General features: G+C 63.0%; 15 protein-coding genes. 1 reads left to right on the forward strand and 14 read right to left on the reverse strand.

The features are described from left to right. Nucleotides 1–10 precede the first annotated feature (10 nt). The 11 genes from rplW to rpoB form a co-directional block, all read right to left on the reverse strand. Entirely contained in the window at nt 11–316 is a 306-nt protein-coding gene (rplW, locus tag X803_RS0114320) for a 50S ribosomal protein L23 (RefSeq protein WP_026545661.1), read from the reverse strand. Further along, the gene (gene rplD, locus X803_RS0114325; RefSeq protein ID WP_035779226.1) at nt 313–957 is read right to left on the reverse strand and encodes a 50S ribosomal protein L4; all 645 of its coding nucleotides are present in this window, start codon (nt 955–957) and stop codon (nt 313–315) included. Before rplD ends, rplW begins: the two co-directional genes overlap by 4 nt. 2 nt (nt 958–959) lie before the next feature. Beyond that, nucleotides 960–1,616 (reverse strand): 50S ribosomal protein L3, encoded by a 657-nt coding sequence (rplC, locus tag X803_RS0114330; RefSeq protein ID WP_026545663.1) that lies wholly within the window; start codon nt 1,614–1,616, stop codon nt 960–962. Nucleotides 1,617–1,632: 16 nt separating this feature from the next. Then, nucleotides 1,633–1,941: a 30S ribosomal protein S10 gene (rpsJ, locus tag X803_RS0114335; RefSeq protein ID WP_003803825.1), complete on the reverse strand. Its 309-nt coding sequence runs from the start codon at nt 1,939–1,941 to the stop codon at nt 1,633–1,635. Between the two features lie 413 nt (nt 1,942–2,354). After that, the gene (locus tag X803_RS0114340; RefSeq protein WP_026545664.1) at nt 2,355–2,957 is read right to left on the reverse strand and encodes a hypothetical protein; all 603 of its coding nucleotides are present in this window, start codon (nt 2,955–2,957) and stop codon (nt 2,355–2,357) included. 83 nt (nt 2,958–3,040) lie between these two features. Continuing rightward, complete coding sequence (gene tuf, locus X803_RS0114345; RefSeq protein ID WP_026545665.1) at nt 3,041–4,231, reverse strand: elongation factor Tu; 1,191 nt, start codon at nt 4,229–4,231, stop codon at nt 3,041–3,043. A gap of 121 nt (nt 4,232–4,352) precedes the next feature. Further along, entirely contained in the window at nt 4,353–6,467 is a 2,115-nt protein-coding gene (gene fusA / locus X803_RS0114350) for an elongation factor G (protein WP_026545666.1), read from the reverse strand. 78 nt (nt 6,468–6,545) lie between these two features. Next, on the reverse strand, nt 6,546–7,016 hold the full coding sequence (gene rpsG / locus X803_RS0114355) for a 30S ribosomal protein S7 (RefSeq protein ID WP_026545667.1): 471 nt from the start codon (nt 7,014–7,016) through the stop codon (nt 6,546–6,548). A 1-nt stretch (nt 7,017) separates the two neighbouring features. Continuing rightward, nucleotides 7,018–7,392: a 30S ribosomal protein S12 gene (rpsL, locus tag X803_RS0114360; RefSeq protein ID WP_026545668.1), complete on the reverse strand. Its 375-nt coding sequence runs from the start codon at nt 7,390–7,392 to the stop codon at nt 7,018–7,020. A gap of 346 nt (nt 7,393–7,738) precedes the next feature. After that, entirely contained in the window at nt 7,739–11,632 is a 3,894-nt protein-coding gene (locus X803_RS0114365) for a DNA-directed RNA polymerase subunit beta' (RefSeq protein ID WP_026545669.1), read from the reverse strand. Nucleotides 11,633–11,744: 112 nt separating this feature from the next. After that, nucleotides 11,745–15,254 (reverse strand): DNA-directed RNA polymerase subunit beta, encoded by a 3,510-nt coding sequence (gene rpoB / locus X803_RS0114370; protein ID WP_026545670.1) that lies wholly within the window; start codon nt 15,252–15,254, stop codon nt 11,745–11,747. Nucleotides 15,255–15,653: 399 nt separating this feature from the next. Between rpoB and X803_RS0114375 the strand changes: the two genes are divergently transcribed. Beyond that, nucleotides 15,654–16,856 (forward strand): acetyl-CoA C-acetyltransferase, encoded by a 1,203-nt coding sequence (locus tag X803_RS0114375; protein ID WP_026545671.1) that lies wholly within the window; start codon nt 15,654–15,656, stop codon nt 16,854–16,856. Nucleotides 16,857–16,920: 64 nt separating this feature from the next. On the opposite strand, the gene rplL is transcribed toward X803_RS0114375, so the two are convergent. The 3 genes from rplL to X803_RS20275 all read right to left on the reverse strand — a co-directional run bounded on the left by rplL (nt 16,921) and on the right by X803_RS20275 (nt 19,327). Next, nucleotides 16,921–17,301, reverse strand: coding sequence for a 50S ribosomal protein L7/L12 (gene rplL / locus X803_RS0114380; RefSeq protein ID WP_026545672.1), 381 nt, complete (start codon nt 17,299–17,301; stop codon nt 16,921–16,923). A 57-nt stretch (nt 17,302–17,358) separates the two neighbouring features. Next, on the reverse strand, nt 17,359–17,958 hold the full coding sequence (rplJ, locus tag X803_RS0114385) for a 50S ribosomal protein L10 (RefSeq protein ID WP_026545673.1): 600 nt from the start codon (nt 17,956–17,958) through the stop codon (nt 17,359–17,361). A 271-nt stretch (nt 17,959–18,229) separates the two neighbouring features. After that, a complete protein-coding gene (locus X803_RS20275; protein WP_035779265.1) occupies nt 18,230–19,327 on the reverse strand; it encodes a GNAT family N-acetyltransferase in 1,098 nt (365 codons plus the stop codon). Nucleotides 19,328–19,415 lie beyond the last annotated feature (88 nt).

Consider the following 19,415-nt stretch of genomic DNA (forward strand, 5'->3'; position numbering starts at 1 on the left):
GGTCTCCGCCCTAGCTGAGCGGACCGCCGAAGATGTCGATCGTGCCTTCTTTGAGGGTGACGATTGCGCGCTTGGTGTTCTTGCGCTGCCCCCATCCAAAGCGGGTGCGCTTGCGCTTCCCTGCACGGTTGATGGTGTTGATCGAGTCGACCTTGACGGAGAAAATCTTCTCCACGGCCAGCTTGATCTCGGTCTTGTTGGAGCGCGGGTCGACCAGGAAGGTGTATTTGCCTTCGTCGATCAGGCCGTAGCTCTTTTCCGACACGACGGGTGCAATGACGACGTCGCGAGGATCCTTGGTGATGGAGCCACTCACTTGGCGTCCTCCTCAGTTGTAATGCCGGCGGCCTGAGCCGCTCCAACAAAAGCGTCGTAGGCGGCCTTCGTGAAGATCACGTCGTCCGAAACAAGAACGTCGTAAGTGTTCAGCTGGTCCACGTACAGGGTGTGGATGTCGGCGAGGTTGCGCACGGAGAGTGCGGCCACGTCGTTTGAACGCTCGATGACGAACAGCAGGTTGGGCCGCTCCGAGATGCCGCGCAGGGCAGCGATGGCTGCCTTGGTGGACGGCTTCTCGTTTCCTACCAGCGACTCGATGACGTGAATGCGTCCGTTGCGTGCCCGGTCGGAGAGGGCACCGCGCAGTGCGGCTGCCTTCATCTTCTTGGGGGTGCGCTGGCTGTAGTCACGCGGGGTGGGACCGTGGACGATGCCACCACCGGTCATGTGCGGCGCGCGGATCGAGCCCTGGCGTGCACGGCCGGTGCCCTTCTGCTTGAACGGCTTGCGTCCGGCTCCGCTGACCTCGGCGCGTGTCTTGGTCTTGTGCGTACCCTGACGGGCGGCAGCAAGCTGGGCCACGACGACCTGGTGCAGCAGCGGAACGTTTGTCTGTACGTCGAAGATCTCGGCGGGGAGATCAACGTTTACGGTCTTGGCAGCAGTATCGGTAGCCATGACTATGCTCCCTTCACGGCGGTGCGTACGAGGACGACCTGGCCGCGGGCGCCGGGGACGGCGCCCTTGATCAGCAGCAGCGACTTCTCAACGTCCACGGCATGAACCGTGAGGTTCAGCGTGGTCTGACGAACGGCACCCATACGGCCTGCCATTTTCATACCCTTGAAGACGCGGCTGGGGGTGGATGCGCCACCGATCGAGCCGGGCTTGCGGTGGTTCTTGTGGGCACCGTGGGACGCACCGACGCCGTGGAAGCCGTGACGCTTCATGACACCGGCGAAGCCCTTGCCCTTGGTCTTGCCGATGACGTCGACCTGCTGGCCGGCTTCGAACAGCTCGACGGAGAGTTCCTGGCCGAGGGCGTAGGAGTCGACGTCGGACGTACGGAGCTCAACGACGTGGCGGCGCGGCGTGACGCCGGCCTTCTCGAAGTGGCCTGCGAGCGGCTTGGTGACCTTGCGGGGATCGATCTGGCCGAAGCCGATCTGGACGGCGCTGTAGCCGTCAGCGTCCGCGGTGCGCAGCTGCGTGATGACGTTGGAGTCAGCCTGCAGGACGGTCACCGGTACGAGGCGGTTGTTTTCATCCCAGACCTGGGTCATGCCGAGCTTGGTAGCCAGCAGGCCCTTGACCTGGCGCGTAAGCGAAGTAGACATAGTTATCTTCTCTCCCTTACAGCTTGATCTCGATGTTCACGTCCGCGGGGAGGTCGAGGCGCATGAGCGAGTCGACGGCCTTGGGCGTGGGGTCAATGATGTCGATAAGACGCTTGTGCGTGCGCATTTCAAAGTGCTCGCGGCTGTCCTTGTACTTGTGCGGCGACCGGATAACGCAGTACACGTTCTTTTCCGTGGGCAGCGGCACGGGGCCGACTACCGTTGCGCCTGCGCGCGTCACCGTCTCAACGATCTTCCGAGCTGAAACGTCAATGACCTCGTGGTCATACGACTTCAGCCGGATGCGGATCTTTTGTCCCGCCATGGCGTCTCGACTCTCTCTCTTCAGTAAGAACGCCACCATGCGGTGACGCTCCTTGGTCCGTACGTACGTGCGCCCGTTGCTGTGGCGCTCCTCCAACAGGCTGAATCCGGATAGTTCCGGGTTCCTCACCCTGCCGAGGCTCCGACCCCCGCGCTCGGGCGTGTCGCGTATCTTCCGCAGAGAAAAGCAGAAGCATCCCGCAGTAATCCGAGCTATTGGATTGGGGTGGGTTATATTTGGGCCGGCTTCCGCGGAGGCTGCGACCCTGCATCAGGCATTATCCTGACCGGGACTACAGCTCAAACCGCGCGAACAGGCGCTTGAACAACTCAACTAGTCTGCCAGAAGATCCGGCGCATTGCTAATCCGGACCTGTTTTCCCGCCGATCCGCCCGCAGACACGCCGGGAAGCACTAGCCGGCTTTCACACCGGCATGTTTCAGTGCCAGCCGCGCCAGGCCGTCCACGGCCGCCGGGTCACCCTCCCGCCAGGCGCGGACAGGGTCCGGGGACACCTTCCGCAACTGGGAAGGATTTGCGAGGACAAGCGCGCGCAGCGCCAGGAGTTCCCGGCCGCCGTCTTCCCGCTGCAGGCGACGCGTCCGTGTGGACCGGACGACGAACCGGACGCGCGGAATCAGCCACATCGGGATGAGGATGAGGATCGGCAGCAGCAGGATGGCCCAGCCTATGACTGCCGCGGCCTGCGCCACTGAATCCTGCTGGTCCTGGCCGGCCGTGATGAGGATTCCACCCGCTTCTGCAGCGCTCAGGAACGGCGCGCTGGCCTGGTCACCGATGAGCGGCACTCCCCCGATACCCTCGGCGGCGTCGGTCATGGTGCTTTGGAACTGGCTTCCGGCATCCTCCATCCCGCGGCCGAAGACCGCCAGGTTTGAAATGGCGTCAAAGGTTGCGCGGGAGAAGAACCAGGCAACAGCGATGGCGGCGATCGCAAAGAGGTCGATGAGAACCTGCCAGGTGCGCTGGAACGGGGAGCTCGAGTAGATCTGCACCGCCCCAACTTTACGGCAGAAAGGCAGAAGCCCCGCTGCACTAATGCAGCGGGGCTTCCTGACCAGCGGTAGCGGTGAGGCTACTACTTGATGATCTTGGTAACGCGACCTGATCCAACGGTGCGGCCGCCTTCGCGGATCGCGAAGCCGAGGCCCTCTTCCATAGCGATCGGCTGGATGAGCTCAACGGTCATCTCAGTGTTGTCGCCGGGCATGACCATTTCGGTGCCCTCGGGGAGGGTGATGACACCGGTCACGTCCGTGGTGCGGAAGTAGAACTGCGGACGGTAGTTGGAGTAGAACGGGTTGTGACGGCCGCCCTCGTCCTTGGCCAGGATGTAGACGTTGGCCTCGAAGTCGGTGTGCGGGGTGATCGAACCCGGCTTGACGATAACCTGGCCACGCTCTACGTCTTCGCGCTTGATACCGCGGAGCAGCAGACCACAGTTCTCGCCGGCCCAGGCCTCGTCGAGCTGCTTGTGGAACATCTCGATACCGGTAACCGTGGTCTTCTGGACCGGACGGATGCCGACGATCTCGACCTCGGAGTTGATGGCGAGGGTTCCACGCTCGGCGCGGCCCGTCACAACGGTTCCGCGGCCGGTGATGGTGAAGACGTCCTCGACAGGCATGAGGAACGGCTTGTCCTTGTCGCGAACCGGGTCAGGAACGTTGTTGTCAACGGCGTCCATCAGGTCCTCAACGGACTTGACCCACTCCGGGTCGCCTTCCAGTGCCTTGAGGCCGGAGACGCGAACCACAGGGGCGTCGTCACCGTCGAAGCCCTGCGAGCTGAGCAGCTCACGGACTTCCATTTCAACGAGGTCCAGAAGTTCCTCGTCGTCAACCATGTCGGACTTGTTCAGCGCAACCAGCAGGTAGGGAACACCAACCTGGCGGGCAAGCAGAACGTGCTCGCGGGTCTGGGCCATGGGGCCATCGGTAGCAGCAACAACGAGGATGGCGCCATCCATCTGTGCCGCACCGGTGATCATGTTCTTGATGTAGTCAGCGTGACCGGGAGCGTCAACGTGTGCGTAGTGACGCTTCTCGGTCTGGTACTCAACGTGCGAGATGTTGATGGTGATGCCGCGCTGCTTCTCCTCGGGGGCCGAGTCGATTGACGCGAAGTCACGTGCTTCGTTGAGGGTGGGGTACTTGTCGTACAGCACCTTGGAAATGGCAGCCGTCAACGTGGTCTTTCCATGGTCAACGTGACCAATGGTGCCGATGTTAACGTGCGGCTTAGTCCGCTCGAACTTTGCCTTCGCCACGGGTTCCTCCTAGAACGTTTTTAGAAGACTTACTCCCCAGCCACGCTTTTCGCGGCTGAAACTCATGCAAGTCTACTGGGGGCTTTTATTTTGGTGAAATTACTGTCCGGACAAGCCGGGGTTACTCTCCGCGGGTCTTCTGGATGATCTCGTCGGCTACTGCCTTCGGGACCTCCGAGTAGCTGTCGAACTGCATTGAGTAGACAGCGCGGCCCTGGGTCTTGGAGCGCAGGTCGCCGATGTAGCCGAACATGCCGGAAAGCGGCACATGCGCACGGATGACCTTCACACCGCTGGCGTCCTCCATGGACTGCATCTGGCCACGGCGGGAGTTGAGGTCGCCGATGACATCACCCATGTACTCCTCGGGCGTGCGGACCTCCACCTCCATCAGTGGTTCGAGCAGCACGGGCTTCGCCATGCGGGCTGCCTCCTTGAACGCCATGCGACCGGCGATCTTGAAGGCCATTTCGGAGGAGTCAACATCGTGGTAAGCGCCGTCAAGCAGCGTTGCCTTGATGCCGACCACCGGGTATCCGGCCAGGATGCCGTCGTTGAGCGCATCCTGGATGCCGGCGTCGACACTGGGGATGTACTCGCGCGGGACACGGCCGCCGGTGACCTTGTTCTCGAAGGCGTAGAGCTCGCCCTCGGAGGTGTCCATCGGCTCGATCATGATCTGGATCTTTGCGAACTGACCCGATCCACCCGTCTGCTTCTTGTGGGTGTAATCGTGCTTCTGGACCGTTCCGCGAATGGTTTCGCGGTACGCAACCTGCGGCTTGCCGACGTTTGCCTCGACCTTGAACTCGCGGCGCATGCGGTCCACGAGGATATCCAGGTGGAGCTCGCCCATGCCGGCGATGATCGTCTGCCCGGTGTCTTCATTGAGCGACACCTGGAAGGTGGGGTCCTCAGCCGAGAGCTTCTGGATAGCAGTTGAAAGCTTCTCCTGGTCGCCCTTGGTCTTCGGTTCGATCGCAACCGAGATGACGGGCTCCGGGAAGCTCATCGACTCGAGGACAATCTGGTTGGCGGAATCGGAGAGGGTGTCACCGGTGGTGGTGTCCTTCAGGCCGATAGCCGCGTAGATGTGACCCGCGAAGGCCTCGTCAACGGGGATTTCCTTGTTGGCGTGCATCTGGAAGAGCTTTCCGATGCGCTCCTTCTTGCCCTTGGTGGAGTTCACAACCTGCGTTCCTGCAGTGACGTGTCCGGAGTACACCCGGATGAACGTCAGCTGACCGAAGAACGGGTGGGTTGCCACCTTGAACGCCAGCGCCGAGAAAGGCTCTTCCGTGCTGGGCTTGCGCGTCAGCGCTGCTTCCTCATCACGCGGATCATGTCCGACCATGGGCGGGACGTCCAGCGGCGAGGGCAGGTAGTCGATGACGGCATCAAGCATGGGCTGCACGCCGCGGTTCTTGAAGGCAGAGCCACAGAGAACCGGGTAGATCTCCGAGTTGATGGTCATCTTCCGGATGCCGGCCTTGAGTTCCTCGATGGTGGGCTCTTCGCCCTCGAGGTACTTGTTCATCAGCTCGTCAGAGGACTCGGCAACGGCCTCAACCAGGGCTGCGCGGTATTCCTCAGCCTTGGCCTGCAGGTCAGCCGGGATCTCCTGGATCTCGTACTTGGCTCCCATGGTGACGTCACCCTTGGAGTCGCCGGGCCACACCAGCGCACGCATGTACAGAAGGTCGACGACGCCGATGAAGTCATTCTCGGCACCGATCGGCAGCTGCATGACGAGCGGCTTGGCACCGAGGCGGCTGATGATCGTGTCAACGGTGAAGTAGAAGTCAGCGCCCAGCTTGTCCATCTTGTTGACGAAGCAGATGCGGGGCACCTCATACTTGTCGGCCTGGCGCCAGACGGTCTCCGACTGGGGCTCAACGCCCTCCTTGCCGTCGAACACGGCAACTGCGCCGTCGAGGACGCGCAGGGAGCGCTCAACCTCAACTGTGAAGTCCACGTGGCCGGGGGTGTCAATGATGTTGATCTGGTTCTGTTCCCAGAAGCAGGTCACCGCGGCACTGGTGATGGTGATGCCGCGCTCTTTTTCCTGTTCCATCCAGTCGGTCGTCGAAGCGCCGTCGTGCGTTTCGCCGATCTTGTGGTTGACACCCGTGTAGAACAGGATGCGCTCGGTAGTAGTGGTCTTGCCGGCATCGATGTGGGCCATGATGCCGATATTGCGGACCTTGTTGAGGTCGGTAAGCACGTCCTGTGCCACGGTGTCTCCCTTTTTCTAAGATGGAGTTCTGCTGGACCGCCGGTCCCGCCGCTGTTGGGCGCGGGACCGGCAGCGCGATTACCAGCGGTAGTGAGCGAAGGCCTTGTTGGACTCGGCCATCTTGTGCGTGTCTTCGCGGCGCTTCACAGCGGCACCCAGACCGTTTGACGCGTCGAGGATCTCGTTCTGGAGACGCTCGGTCATGGTCTTCTCACGGCGGGCCTTGGAGTAACCAACCAGCCAGCGGAGCGCGAGGGCCGTGGAGCGGCCCGGCTTGACCTCGACGGGAACCTGGTAGGTGGCGCCGCCGACGCGGCGGGAGCGAACCTCAAGGGTGGGCTTGACGTTGTCCATGGCCTTCTTGAGTGCTGCAACCGGGTCTCCGCCGGTTTTGGCGCGTGCACCTTCGAGGGCACCGTAGACGATGCGCTCCGCGGTGGACTTCTTGCCGTCGACGAGCACCTTGTTGATCAGCTGGGTGACCAGGGGCGAACCGTAGACGGGATCTACAACGAGCGGCCGCTTGGGGGCCGGGCCCTTACGAGGCATATTACTTCTTCTCCATCTTTGCGCCGTAGCGGCTGCGAGCCTGCTTGCGGTTCTTTACGCCCTGGGTGTCCAGTGCGCCACGGACAATCTTGTAACGCACACCGGGGAGGTCCTTCACACGACCGCCGCGCACGAGCACAATGGAGTGCTCCTGGAGGTTGTGTCCCACACCCGGGATGTAGGCGGTTACTTCGATGCCACCGTTGAGGCGGACACGGGCGACCTTACGCAGAGCCGAGTTCGGCTTCTTCGGGGTGGTGGTGTAGACACGGGTGCAGACACCGCGCTTCATGGGGCTGCCCTTGAGTGCGGGCGCCTTGGTCTTGGAGACCTTAGGTGACCGGCCCTTACGGACCAGCTGGTTAATGGTAGGCACTTCTCAGTTCTCCGTATGTTGTCTTGAGATCAGATCTCTGCTGACTCCGCATTCTGCCGGCCGGCGCAAGGCCGGTCAGCAACGAGCAGAGCTTGTCAGTCGTTTGGCGTGCCTACACGGGACGCAAGGTAAACGACCGTAGGCGTGCAAAAATGTGGCATTCGTTGTACAAGTTCCCTACAACACGGAGATACGCCCGAAGAGACGCCAATCCACTGCCACACAAACAATTCCCGACAAGTCTAACAGATTCCGCGCCGAGGCTTTGACGGCATGGTAAAAGGGGCCCGACCACAGCGCGAAACTGTGATCCGGGCCCCTTCAGTCAACCGGGTGTTTGCGGCTCCTAACGGAAGTCGCTTGACCCCATGTCGTAGTCATCCAGCGGGATGGCATGGAACTCGGGGCTGAGTCCGCCGTCGACGCCTGCGTAGTCGAAGTCACTGAACGCGCTCGGACCGGTGAACAGGTTGGCCTTGGCTTCCTCGGTGGGCTCCACCGTGATCTTCGTGTAGCGGTCCAGGCCGGTTCCGGCCGGGATGAGCTTACCGATGATCACGTTCTCCTTGAGGCCGAGCAGCGGGTCGCTCTTGCCTTCCATGGCGGCCTGCGTGAGGACACGCGTGGTCTCCTGGAAGGAAGCTGCCGACAGCCAGGACTCCGTGGCGAGCGACGCCTTGGTGATACCCATGAGCTCGGGACGGCCGGACGCCGGCTTCTTGCCCTCGGATACCACGCGGCGGTTCTCGTCCTCGAAACGGCGACGCTCCGCGAGCTCACCGGGGAGCAGGTCGGAATCGCCGGACTCGATGACGGTGACCCGGCGCAGCATCTGCCGGACGATGACCTCCACGTGCTTGTCGTGGATGCCTACGCCCTGGCTGCGGTACACGCGCTGGACCTCGTCCACCAGGAACTCCTGCGCCTTGCGCGGGCCGAGGATGCGGAGGATCTGCTTGGGATCCACCGCACCGAAGACCAGCTGCTGGCCGACCTCGACGTGATCGCCGTCGGAGACCAGCAGGCGCGCACGCCGCAGGACCGGGTAGGCGATCTCTTCGGAGCCGTCGTCGGGAGTGACCACGAGGCGCAGCTGCTTTTCCGCGTCCTCGATGGTGACCCGTCCCGCAACCTCGGAGATCGGCGCCACACCCTTGGGGGTACGGGCTTCGAACAGCTCCTGGATACGGGGCAGACCCTGGGTGATGTCCTCGGCCGAGGCAACACCACCGGTGTGGAAGGTACGCATGGTCAGCTGGGTACCCGGCTCACCGATCGACTGCGCAGCAATGATGCCGACTGCCTCGCCGATGTCCACGGTCTTGCCGGTGGCCAGCGAACGCCCGTAGCACAGTGCACAGGTTCCAACGCTGGACTCACAGGTCAGGACCGAGCGGACCTTGATGTCCGTCACCCCTGCCGCGAACAGCTTGTTGATCAGTACGTCGCCGACGTCGGAGCCGCCCGGTGCCAGCACCTCGCCGTTGGAATCAACGACGTCGGTTGCCAGCGTGCGTGCGTACGCCGAGTTCTCGACTTCCTCGTGCAGGACCAGCTCGCCGTCGTGGTTCGGAACGGCGATCGTGACGTTGAGTCCGCGCTCGGTGCCGCAGTCGTCCTCGCGGACAATGACGTCCTGGGACACGTCCACGAGACGGCGGGTCAGGTAACCCGAGTTCGCGGTACGCAGTGCGGTATCAGCAAGACCCTTACGTGCACCGTGGGTCGCGATGAAGTACTCCAGGACCGAGAGGCCCTCACGGTAGGAGGACTTGATCGGACGCGGGATGATCTCGCCCTTGGGGTTTGCCACCAGACCACGGATACCCGCGATCTGACGTACCTGCAGCCAGTTACCACGCGCACCGGAGGACACCATGCGGTTGATGGTGTTGTCCTTCGGCATGGCGCCGCGCATGGACTCGGCGACCTCGTTGGTGGCCTTGTTCCAGATGTCAATCAGTTCCTGGCGGCGCTCCTCATCAGCGATGAGGCCCTTGTCGAACTGCGCCTGGACCTTGGCGGCCTGCGTCTCGTAGCCCTCCATGATGCCGGCCTTGTTGATCGGAGCCGAGATGTCGGAGATTGCCACGGTGACGCCCGAGCGGGTTGCCCAGTAGAAGCCGGCGTCCTTCAGGTTGTCCAGCGTTGCCGCGGTAACAACCTTCGGGTAGCGCTCTGCGAGGTCGTTGACGATCGTGGAGAGCTGGCCCTTGTCTGCAACCTGCTCCACCCAGGGGTAGTCCTCAGGCAGCGTGTCGTTGAAGATGACCTGTCCGAGCGAGGTTTCGATCAGCGCCGGAGTGCCCTCTTCCCAGCCCTCAGGGGCTGCGGTGTCCGGGCCCGGAACGAAGTTCGGAACGCGGATCTTGACGACCGAGTTCAGGTGCAGAACACCAGCATCGAAAGCCATGATCGCCTCGGCGGGGCTCGAGAAGACGCGCCCCTCCCCTGCCGAACCCTCACGCTTGGTGGTGAGGTGGTGCAGGCCGATGATCATGTCCTGTGAAGGCAGGGTCACCGGACGGCCGTCCGAGGGCTTCAGGATGTTGTTCGAGGACAGCATCAGGATGCGTGCCTCAGCCTGGGCCTCCGGGCTCAGCGGCAGGTGCACTGCCATCTGGTCGCCGTCGAAGTCAGCGTTGAACGCACCACAGACCAGCGGGTGAAGCTGAAGTGCCTTGCCTTCAACCAGCTGCGGTTCGAACGCCTGGATGCCGAGGCGGTGCAGGGTAGGTGCACGGTTCAGCAGCACAGGGTGCTCGGTGATGATCTCTTCGAGGACATCCCACACCTGCGGACGGTAGCGCTCGACCATGCGCTTGGCGCTCTTGATGTTCTGCGCGTGGTTGAGGTCGACCAGGCGCTTCATCACGAACGGCTTGAAGAGCTCCAGCGCCATCTGCTTGGGCAGACCACACTGGTGCAGCTTCAGCTGCGGGCCGACCACGATGACCGAACGGCCCGAGTAGTCGACGCGCTTTCCCAGCAGGTTCTGGCGGAAGCGTCCCTGCTTGCCCTTGAGCATGTCGGAGAGCGACTTCAGCGGCCGGTTGCCCGGTCCGGTGACCGGACGGCCGCGGCGGCCGTTGTCGAACAGGGAGTCAACAGCTTCCTGGAGCATGCGCTTTTCGTTGTTCACGATGATCTCGGGAGCCCCGAGATCGAGCAGCCGCTTCAGGCGGTTGTTGCGGTTGATCACACGGCGGTACAGGTCATTGAGGTCGGAGGTCGCGAAGCGGCCACCGTCCAGCTGAACCATCGGGCGCAGTTCCGGCGGGATCACCGGTACGGCGTCGAGCACCATGCCCAGCGGGCTGTTGGTGGTGGTCAGGAACGCGTTGACAACCTTCAGTCGCTTCAGGGCGCGGGTCTTCCGCTGGCCCTTGCCGTTCTGGATGATGTCGCGCAGGAGGTCAGCCTCTGCCTGCATGTCGAAGTTCTCGAGGCGCTTCTTGATTGCCTCGGCTCCCATGGAGCCTTCGAAGTACAGGCCGTAGCGGTCACGCAGCTCGCGGTACAGACCCTCGTCGCCCTCCAGGTCAGCGACCTTGAGGTTCTTGAACCGGTCCCAGACCTGCTCGAGGCGCTCGATCTCGGCGTCTGCGCGCTTGCGCAGGTTGGCCATCTGGCGGTCAGCCGAGTCGCGGGCCTTCTTCTTGTCCGCAGCCTTGGCGCCTTCACCCTCAAGGCGGGCAAGCTCGTCCTCAAGATCGCGGGCAATTGCGGCGATGTCGGAGTCGCGCTGGTCAACCAGCTGCCTCTTCTCAAGGTCGTGCTCAGCCTGGAGGTTCGGCAGTTCGGCGTGGCGGTTCTCCTCGTCAACCGAGGTGATCATGTAGGCGGCGAAGTAGATGACCTTCTCGAGGTCTTTCGGCGCGAGGTCAAGCAGGTAGCCAAGACGCGACGGGACGCCCTTGAAGTACCAGATGTGCGTCACGGGAGCGGCGAGCTCGATGTGGCCCATACGCTCGCGGCGTACCTTTGCGCGGGTGACCTCAACGCCACACCGCTCACAGATGATGCCCTTGAAGCGCACGCGCTTGTACTTGCCGCAGTAGCATTCCCAGTCACGGGAAGGGCCGAAGATCTTCTCGCAGAAGAGTCCGTCCTTCTCGGGCTTGAGCGTGCGGTAGTTGATGGTTTCCGGCTTCTTCACTTCGCCGTACGACCATCCGCGGATCTCTTCCGCGGTGGCCAGGCCGATTCGCATGAGGCCGAATGAGGATTCGCTGGACATATGGTCCCTGTCTCTCTTCTCTAAATTCACAAAGTCTTGGGTGCGGTTCGAGGTGATCGGCTGCGCTCCGGACCGGCGTTCACAGCAGAACGCCGGCCCGGTGCGTCAGAACCTAAACCTCTTCGACAGAACTCGGCTCGGCCCGTGAGAGGTCGATGCCCAGTTCTTCCGCGGCCCGGAAGACTTCTTCATCCGAGTCACGCATCTCAATCGTGGTTCCGTCGGTGGAAAGGACTTCCACATTCAGGCACAGCGACTGCATTTCCTTGATCAGAACCTTGAAGGATTCCGGAACACCCGGCTCGGGGATGTTTTCGCCCTTGACGATTGCCTCGTACACCTTGACGCGTCCGTGGATATCATCCGACTTGATGGTCAGGAGTTCCTGCAGCGTGTACGCCGCACCGTAGGCCTCGAGGGCCCACACTTCCATCTCGCCGAAGCGCTGTCCGCCGAACTGTGCCTTACCACCCAGCGGCTGCTGCGTGATCATCGAGTACGGTCCGGTGGAGCGGGCGTGGATCTTGTCGTCCACCAGGTGGTGGAGCTTCAGGATGTACATGTAGCCAACGGAGATCGGGTCCGGGAACGGCTCGCCGGAGCGGCCGTCGAACAGCCGCGCCTTGCCGGACTCGCCGATAAGGCGCTGTCCGTCACGGGTGACGTTCGTGGCACCGAGCAGGCCGACGATCTCATCCTCGGTTGCGCCGTCGAACACGGGGGTTGCAACGGTGGTGGTAGCAATCTCGCGGGGAAGCTCCGGAAGGTTCTTGAGCCACTCGGGCTCGCCCTCGATCTTCCAGCCCTGCTTGGCTGCCCACCCGAGGTGGATTTCGAGTACCTGTCCGACGTTCATACGGCCCGGAACACCCAGCGGGTTCAGGACGATGTCAACCGGCGTGCCGTCCTCAAGGAACGGCATGTCCTCGATCGGCAGGATCTTGGAGATGACACCCTTGTTGCCGTGACGGCCGGCGAGCTTGTCGCCGTCCGTGATCTTGCGCTTCTGGGCAACATAGACGCGGACGAGCTGGTTGACGCCCGGGGGCAGTTCGTCGTCGTTGTCGCGGTCGAAGATGCGCACGCCGATCACGGTGCCCGACTCGCCGTGGGGAACCTTCAGGGACGTGTCGCGGACCTCGCGGCTCTTCTCACCGAAGATGGCGCGCAGCAGGCGCTCTTCAGGGGTCAGTTCCGTTTCACCCTTGGGGGTGACACGGCCGACCAGGATGTCCCCGGCTTCAACCTCGGCACCGATGTGGATGATGCCGCGCTCGTCGAGTGCGCCAAGTACCTCTTCGGAGACATTCGGGATGTCCCGGGTGATTTCCTCGGCACCAAGCTTGGTGTCGCGGGCGTCGACCTCGTGCTCCTCGATGTGGATCGACGTCAGGACATCATCGGAGACGATGCGCTGCGACAGGATGATCGCGTCCTCGAAGTTGTGGCCTTCCCAGGACATGAACGCAACGAGCATGTTCTTGCCGAGGGCCAGTTCACCCTGATCGGTGGACGGGCCGTCAGCAATGATGCTGTTGTATTCGACGCGGTCGCCTTCAGCCACCAGCACGCGCTGGTTGTAGGCGTTGCCCTGGTTGGAGCGCGCGAACTTCATGATCGGGTAGTTGGTCTCGGTGCCGTCGTCATTCAGCACTGCCACCAGGTCAGCCGAAACCTCGGACACCACACCGGCCTTGTTCGCGGTCACTGCGTCACCGGCGTCAACAGCGGCGTACTTCTCCATGCCGGTGCCGACAAGCGGGCGCTCTGAACGCAGCAGCGGCACAGCCTGCCGCTGCATGTTGGCGCCCATCAGTGCGCGGTTGGCGTCGTCGTGCTCCAGGAACGGAATCAGTGCGGTCGCAACCGACACCATCTGGCGCGGGGAGACGTCCATGTACTCAACGTCGGCTGCAACAACGAGAACAGGCTCACCGGAACCACCACGGGTACGGACCAGGACCATGTCCTCAACGAACTTGCCGTTGGCATCGAGCGGCGCGTTTGCCTGGGCGATCAGCCGCTCAACCTCGTCGTCTGCCGTGAGGTAGTCGATCTGGTCGGTGACAATGCCGTTCTCCACCTTGCGGTACGGAGTCTCGATGAAGCCGAACGTGTTGATCCGACCGTAGGATGCCAGCGAACCGATGAGGCCGATGTTCGGGCCTTCAGGGGTTTCGATGGGGCACATGCGGCCGTAGTGCGACGGGTGGACGTCACGGACTTCCATGCCGGCGCGGTCACGGGAAAGACCGCCCGGGCCCAGCGCGGACAGACGGCGCTTGTGCGTCAGGCCCGCGAGCGGGTTGTTCTGGTCCATGAACTGCGACAGCTGGGAGGTTCCGAAGAACTCCTTGATGGCAGCAACAACCGGACGGATGTTGATCAGAGTCTGCGGCGTGATCGCCTCGACGTCCTGGGTGGTCATCCGCTCACGGACAACGCGCTCCATCCGGGACAGGCCGGTGCGGACCTGGTTCTCGATGAGTTCGCCGACGGCGCGGATGCGGCGGTTGCCGAAGTGGTCGATGTCATCAACCTCAACGCGCAGCTCGACGTCTTCGCCGTCGCGCCTGCCCGTCAGGGTGGTCTCACCGGCGTGGAGCGCAACCAGGAACTTGATCATGGCAACGATGTCATCGATGTTCAGGACCGAGGCGTCAGCGTCGCCGAGGTTCTTGTCGATGCCAAGCTTGCGGTTGATCTTGTAGCGGCCGACCTTCGCCAGGTCATAGCGCTTCGAGTTGAAGTACAGGTTGTCGAGCAGCGTCTTGGCGGCCTCGACCGTGGGCGGCTCTCCCGGGCGGAGCTTCCGGTAGATGTCCAGCAAGGCGTCTTCCTGGGTCTCCGTGGCGTCCTTTTCAAGGGTGGCGCGGATGGAGTCATACTCGCCGAAGGTCTCGAGGATCTGGCCCTCGGTCCAGCCGAGCGCCTTCAGGAGGACGGTGACGGACTGCTTGCGCTTGCGGTCAAGGCGTACGCCGACCTGATCGCGCTTGTCGATCTCGAGCTCGAACCAGGCACCGCGCGACGGGATGATCTTCGCGCTGAAGATGTCCTTGTCACTGGTCTTGTCCGCGGTGCGCTCGAAATAGGCGCCGGGTGAACGGACCAGCTGGGAGACAACGACACGCTCGGTGCCGTTGATCACGAAAGTACCCTTCTCCGTCATCAGCGGGAAGTCACCCATGAACACGGTCTGCTGCTTGATCTCGCCCGTGTTGTTGTTCATGAACTCGGCCTTGACGTACAGCGGAGCCGCGTACGTTGCGTCACGGTCCTTGCACTCGGCCATGGTGTACTTCGGGTCAGCGAATTCCGGCTCCGAGAAGCTCAGGGACATGGTGCCCTGGAAGTCTTCAATCGGAGAGATCTCTTCGAAGATGTCAGCCAAACCGGAGGTTGTGGCCACGCCGGGCAGGTTCTGAGCCAGTGCCTCTTCTACGCGTGCCTTCCAGCGCTCGTTGCCGACCAGCCAGTCGAAGCTGTCTGTCTGCAGGGCGAGCAGATTGGGAACGTCCAGCGGTTCGTGAATCTTTGCGAATGAAAGCCGAGGTGCGGCGCCATCGGCGTCGACCTGGCTGGTAGCGGTTGCATTTAGTGAGGTGCTCGGGGCGACCAAGAGGGATCCTTCCACAGACCAACAGGCGTGTTCTTACGATCACTCCCCGCACCGGAATGGTGCCAACCTGACGCCCGCATCGCTCACCGGAAACTGCCCATGGCGGAACCGACGGGACTATCCGTTAAATGACGAATGCGTGGCAAAGCCCACCGCTATATGAAGGCTGAGGTTATGAGGGAGGACGCAAATATCTACTGTACGTCAGGGTAGCGACAATGTCCAACCGGATGTGGTATACGGGATCGGAGCCCGCCGATCCTGACGTGCCCGCCGCGGAGGAGTTTCAGTGAATACCCGTTAGCTGAAATTTCAGGCCGCTCCGGTAACCTTGAACCAGGAGGCATGGGCAGCATCTGGCTCCATGCGATTCAATGAAGAAAGCGAGCGAACCTTCCCATGAACAGCCTCGAGCAGACCCCCCAGGACGTTGTCATAGTAGGTGGGGCACGCACGCCGCAGGGCCGGCTGAACGGGCAGCTGGCAGCCTTCACCGCCGTTGAACTCGGCGCTTTTGCCGTGACCGGAGCCCTTGAGCGGTCCGGGGTGGCGGCCGCCGATGTTGACGCCGTGATCATGGGCCACGTGGTGCAGGCAGGGTGCGGGCAGAACCCGGCCCGGCAGACCTCCATCAAGGCGGGCATCGGCTGGAACGTGCCGACCGTCACCCTCAACAAGGTCTGCCTCTCCGGCCTCACCGCAGTCATCGACGCGGCGCGCCTGATCCGCAGCGGCGAGGCCGCCGTCGTCGTCGCCGGGGGCCAGGAATCCATGACCCGCGGGCCGCACCTGCTGCCCGGAGCACGCCAGGGCTGGACCTACGGGACCATGCCGGCCGTGGATTCGGTGGCCCATGACGGCCTCACCGACGCTTTCGACGAGGAGTCCATGGGTGCCTCGACGGAGCGCGGCAACACCGGCCTCGCGATCGACCGTACATCCCAGGACGAGGTTGCGGCGGCGTCGCACCAGCGTGCGGCGGCGGCGACGGAGGCCGGCGTCTTCAAGGACGAGATTGTTCCGGTGCGCGTCCCCCAGCGGAAGGGCGACGACGTGGTGGTGTCCACGGACGAGGGCGTACGGCCAAACACCAGCGTCGAGACCCTCGCGGGGCTGAAGCCGGCGTTCGCGAAGGACGGCACCATCACCGCAGGCAACTCCTCTCCCCTGTCGGACGGCGCGGCCGTCCTGGTGCTCACCAGCCGGCAGAACGCGGAGGCCAGGGGCTGGGAGGTGCTGGCCGTCGTCGGGCGTCCCGGCCAGGTGGCCGGACCCGACAACACGCTCCACTCGCAGCCCTCACGGGCCATCGAACAGGCCCTCGACCGGGCCGGCTGGTCCACGGAGGACCTCGACTTCGTGGAGATCAACGAAGCCTTCGGGTCGGTTGCCTGCCAGTCGCTGAAGGACCTGGGGCTGCCGTTGGAGAAGTGCAACATCCACGGGGGTGCAATAGCTCTCGGCCACCCGATCGGTGCCTCCGGTGCCCGCCTGGCCCTGCACGCTGCCATGGAACTGCAGCGCAGGGGCAACGGAAAGGCCGCCGTCTCCCTGTGCGGCGGCGGCGGGCAGGGAGAGGCACTGCTCCTCTACCGCAACTGATACGAACGCAAAAAAGCCCCGGAACCAGGCGGTTCCGGGGCTTTTTGCGTCGGTTCGGAAGAACCTACTTGAGGGAGACGGTGGCGCCGGCGGCCTCGAGGGCCTCCTTGGCCTTCTCTGCCGTTTCCTTGTTGGCGCCTTCGAGAACAGCCTTGGGGGCGCTGTCGACAACGTCCTTGGCTTCCTTCAGGCCCAGCGAGGTGAGGGCACGAACTTCCTTGATGACAGCGATCTTCTTGTCACCGGCAGCTTCGAGGACGACGTCGAAGGAATCCTTCTCTTCCTCTGCAGCTTCGCCTGCGCCGCCACCGGCGGGCCCTGCAACTGCAACAGCAGCAGCGGTGACGTCGAAGGTCTCCTCGAACAGCTTCACGAAGTCCGAGAGTTCGATGATGGACAGTTCCTTGAAGGCTTCAATGAGCTCTTCGTTGGTGAGCTTTGCCATGGCTAAAGCATCCTTCCTGATGTGGTGCGCGCGGCACCGGAGTGTGGTGGGTGAGAATTACTTCTCTTCGGGGGCAGCTGCTTCTTCGGCAGCCTCGGCAGGAGCGGCATCCGCAGCTGCGGGTGCTTCCTCTGCCGCGGGAGCTTCGGTGGCTGCCGCGGGTGCAGCGTCCCCGTTCTCCTCCAACTTGATGCGCAGGGCATCGACGGTGCGGGCAAGTGCGGACATCGGTGCCTTGAGGACACCTGCCACACGGGCCAGCTGGAACTCACGCGACTCAAGAGCAGCAAGAGCGACTACCGCCGAAGCGTCGAGGGCCTTGCCCTCGAAGTAACCGGTCTTGATGACGAGCTGTGGGTTGGTCTTCGCGAAATCCGTCAGGCTCTTTGCCGCAGCAACGGCGTCACCCTTGATGAAGGCGATTGCAGTAGGTCCGGCAAGCTGGCCTTCGAACGCGTCGATGCCGGCTTCCTTGGCTGCAATGCCAGTCAGGGTGTTCTTGACGACAGCGTATTTGGTCTCGGCGCCGAGTGAACGGCGCAGTTCCTTGAGCTGTGCAACGGAGAGCCCGCGGTATTCGGTTAGGACAGCAGCAGTGGATTCCTTGAAATCGGTAGTGATCTCATCCACGGCCGAAACCTTTGTTGGCGTTGCCATAACCCTCCTTCCGGGGAATAGGTGCCGGTGATCGGTCCAATAAAAAACGCCCCGCGCAGATGCACGGGGCGAGACCTGGCCAGACATAATTCTGGGGAAGGACGAGCTCTGTTCACCTGCGCTGGCCGCCCTGAACGGGAACTTTCAGATGGACGGCAGGCAGTTGAACGGATCAATTGGCTGCGGATGTCCATCGACCGACGGTCTTTGGTGCTACAAGCCTACGGGACGGGGCCGCAGGGGCAAAATCGGGGCCACTGCGTCCGCCGCCTCACGCGGCCTCCAGCTTCTTCTGCCAGGCGGCCGTGTATCCCGCCGGCGTGAAGCCCAGCTCAATATTGACGTCGAGCATGTGACGGTTCTCCTCAGCATTCCAGGTGTAGATGCGCTCGGCTTCCGGCCAGACCACGACGACGTCGAGCAGGTTGGCGACCTTCAGCCACATTCCCAGCCTGTGCCCCCGGTGATCCGACAGCACCAGGGTGTCCTCCTGGTACACGATCCCGGGCTTTTCCGCCCGCCTCTGAAGGATGGTGTGACCGACCAGCTGTCCGCTGGGCCGGTGCAGCACAGCCCGCACGAGGCTGCTGCCTCCGCCGCGGGCAAGGCGCTCCTCCCCTTCACGGACCCTGGCGCCGTCCCACGACTCCTCTTCCCAGTCCAGCTCCCCCACCGGCACATCAGTGCTCATCTTCTGCCGAAGGTACGCATACTGCTCCAGCACTTCGTCCGGACAGCGGTCAACCCAGTTCACCAGGGCGTAATCAGGCCCGGCCGCCCTGGCCGCCTCCGCGCCAAGCACCGCGAGCCGGTGGGGGTCCCAGCCGACGGGCAGCACGCTGCATCGCTCCACCTGCGCCAGGGAAAATCCCTGAGCTGCAGCGAAGGCGGCAGGCAGGGACGCGGCGGGGAAGGATCCCGCGCCGGTGGCCGGCGTGAGTACGCCACCGGCGGTATCGAAGCCCGTGCGGTGGTCCGCCCACCCCATCACTACCGACCTGCCCCGAGTGCGGGCCTGTTCTTCCACCGCTGCGTAGAGCGCGGAGCCGATCCCACGGCGACGGCGCTCAGGATGCACGATCACTTCGGCGTAGCAGGTCTGGAGGTTATCGGTGAGCGGCACATCGGCTACGGCTTTTCCCACCACCTCATCGTTCTCGCAGGCAAGAAAAATGGTCCGGTCCTCATAGCCGTTCGGCCTGAAGCTTTCGAACCGCGTCCGGGCGGCGACGCAGTGATCGTCATGGTCCCAGATCTCACGTTCGATGAGGTTGCTCAGGTTGGAAGCAGCAAGAAAAGGGCGGGCTTCGGGAACGTCCAGCGACCGCGGTAGCGGATAAGGCCGGATGCGCAGGTCGGTGGCGGTCATATCAAGAATCATGGGGCAGTGATTGAGGAATGTCAATCACTGCCCGGTGGTCTCTCTCGGAATGCAGAAGGGCCGGTGCAGCAATCGC

It is taken from the genome of Arthrobacter sp. 35/47 (assembly GCF_000520475.1).
Taxonomy (GTDB): domain Bacteria; phylum Actinomycetota; class Actinomycetes; order Actinomycetales; family Micrococcaceae; genus Arthrobacter_D; species Arthrobacter_D subterraneus.

What these genes read in the sequence shown, in the direction of transcription:
- rplJ (WP_026545673.1), bottom strand. Translation starts at nt 17,958, where the DNA reads ATGGCAACGCCAACAAAGGTTTCGGCCGTGGATGAGATCACTACCGAT.
- rpsJ (WP_003803825.1), bottom strand. Translation starts at nt 1,941, where the DNA reads ATGGCGGGACAAAAGATCCGCATCCGGCTGAAGTCGTATGACCACGAG.
- rplC (WP_026545663.1), bottom strand. Translation starts at nt 1,616, where the DNA reads ATGTCTACTTCGCTTACGCGCCAGGTCAAGGGCCTGCTGGCTACCAAG.
- X803_RS20275 (WP_035779265.1), bottom strand. Translation starts at nt 19,327, where the DNA reads ATGACCGCCACCGACCTGCGCATCCGGCCTTATCCGCTACCGCGGTCG.
- rpsG (WP_026545667.1), bottom strand. Translation starts at nt 7,016, where the DNA reads ATGCCTCGTAAGGGCCCGGCCCCCAAGCGGCCGCTCGTTGTAGATCCC.
- X803_RS0114375 (WP_026545671.1), top strand. Translation starts at nt 15,654, where the DNA reads ATGAACAGCCTCGAGCAGACCCCCCAGGACGTTGTCATAGTAGGTGGG.
- rplL (WP_026545672.1), bottom strand. Translation starts at nt 17,301, where the DNA reads ATGGCAAAGCTCACCAACGAAGAGCTCATTGAAGCCTTCAAGGAACTG.
- X803_RS0114365 (WP_026545669.1), bottom strand. Translation starts at nt 11,632, where the DNA reads ATGTCCAGCGAATCCTCATTCGGCCTCATGCGAATCGGCCTGGCCACC.
- rplD (WP_035779226.1), bottom strand. Translation starts at nt 957, where the DNA reads ATGGCTACCGATACTGCTGCCAAGACCGTAAACGTTGATCTCCCCGCC.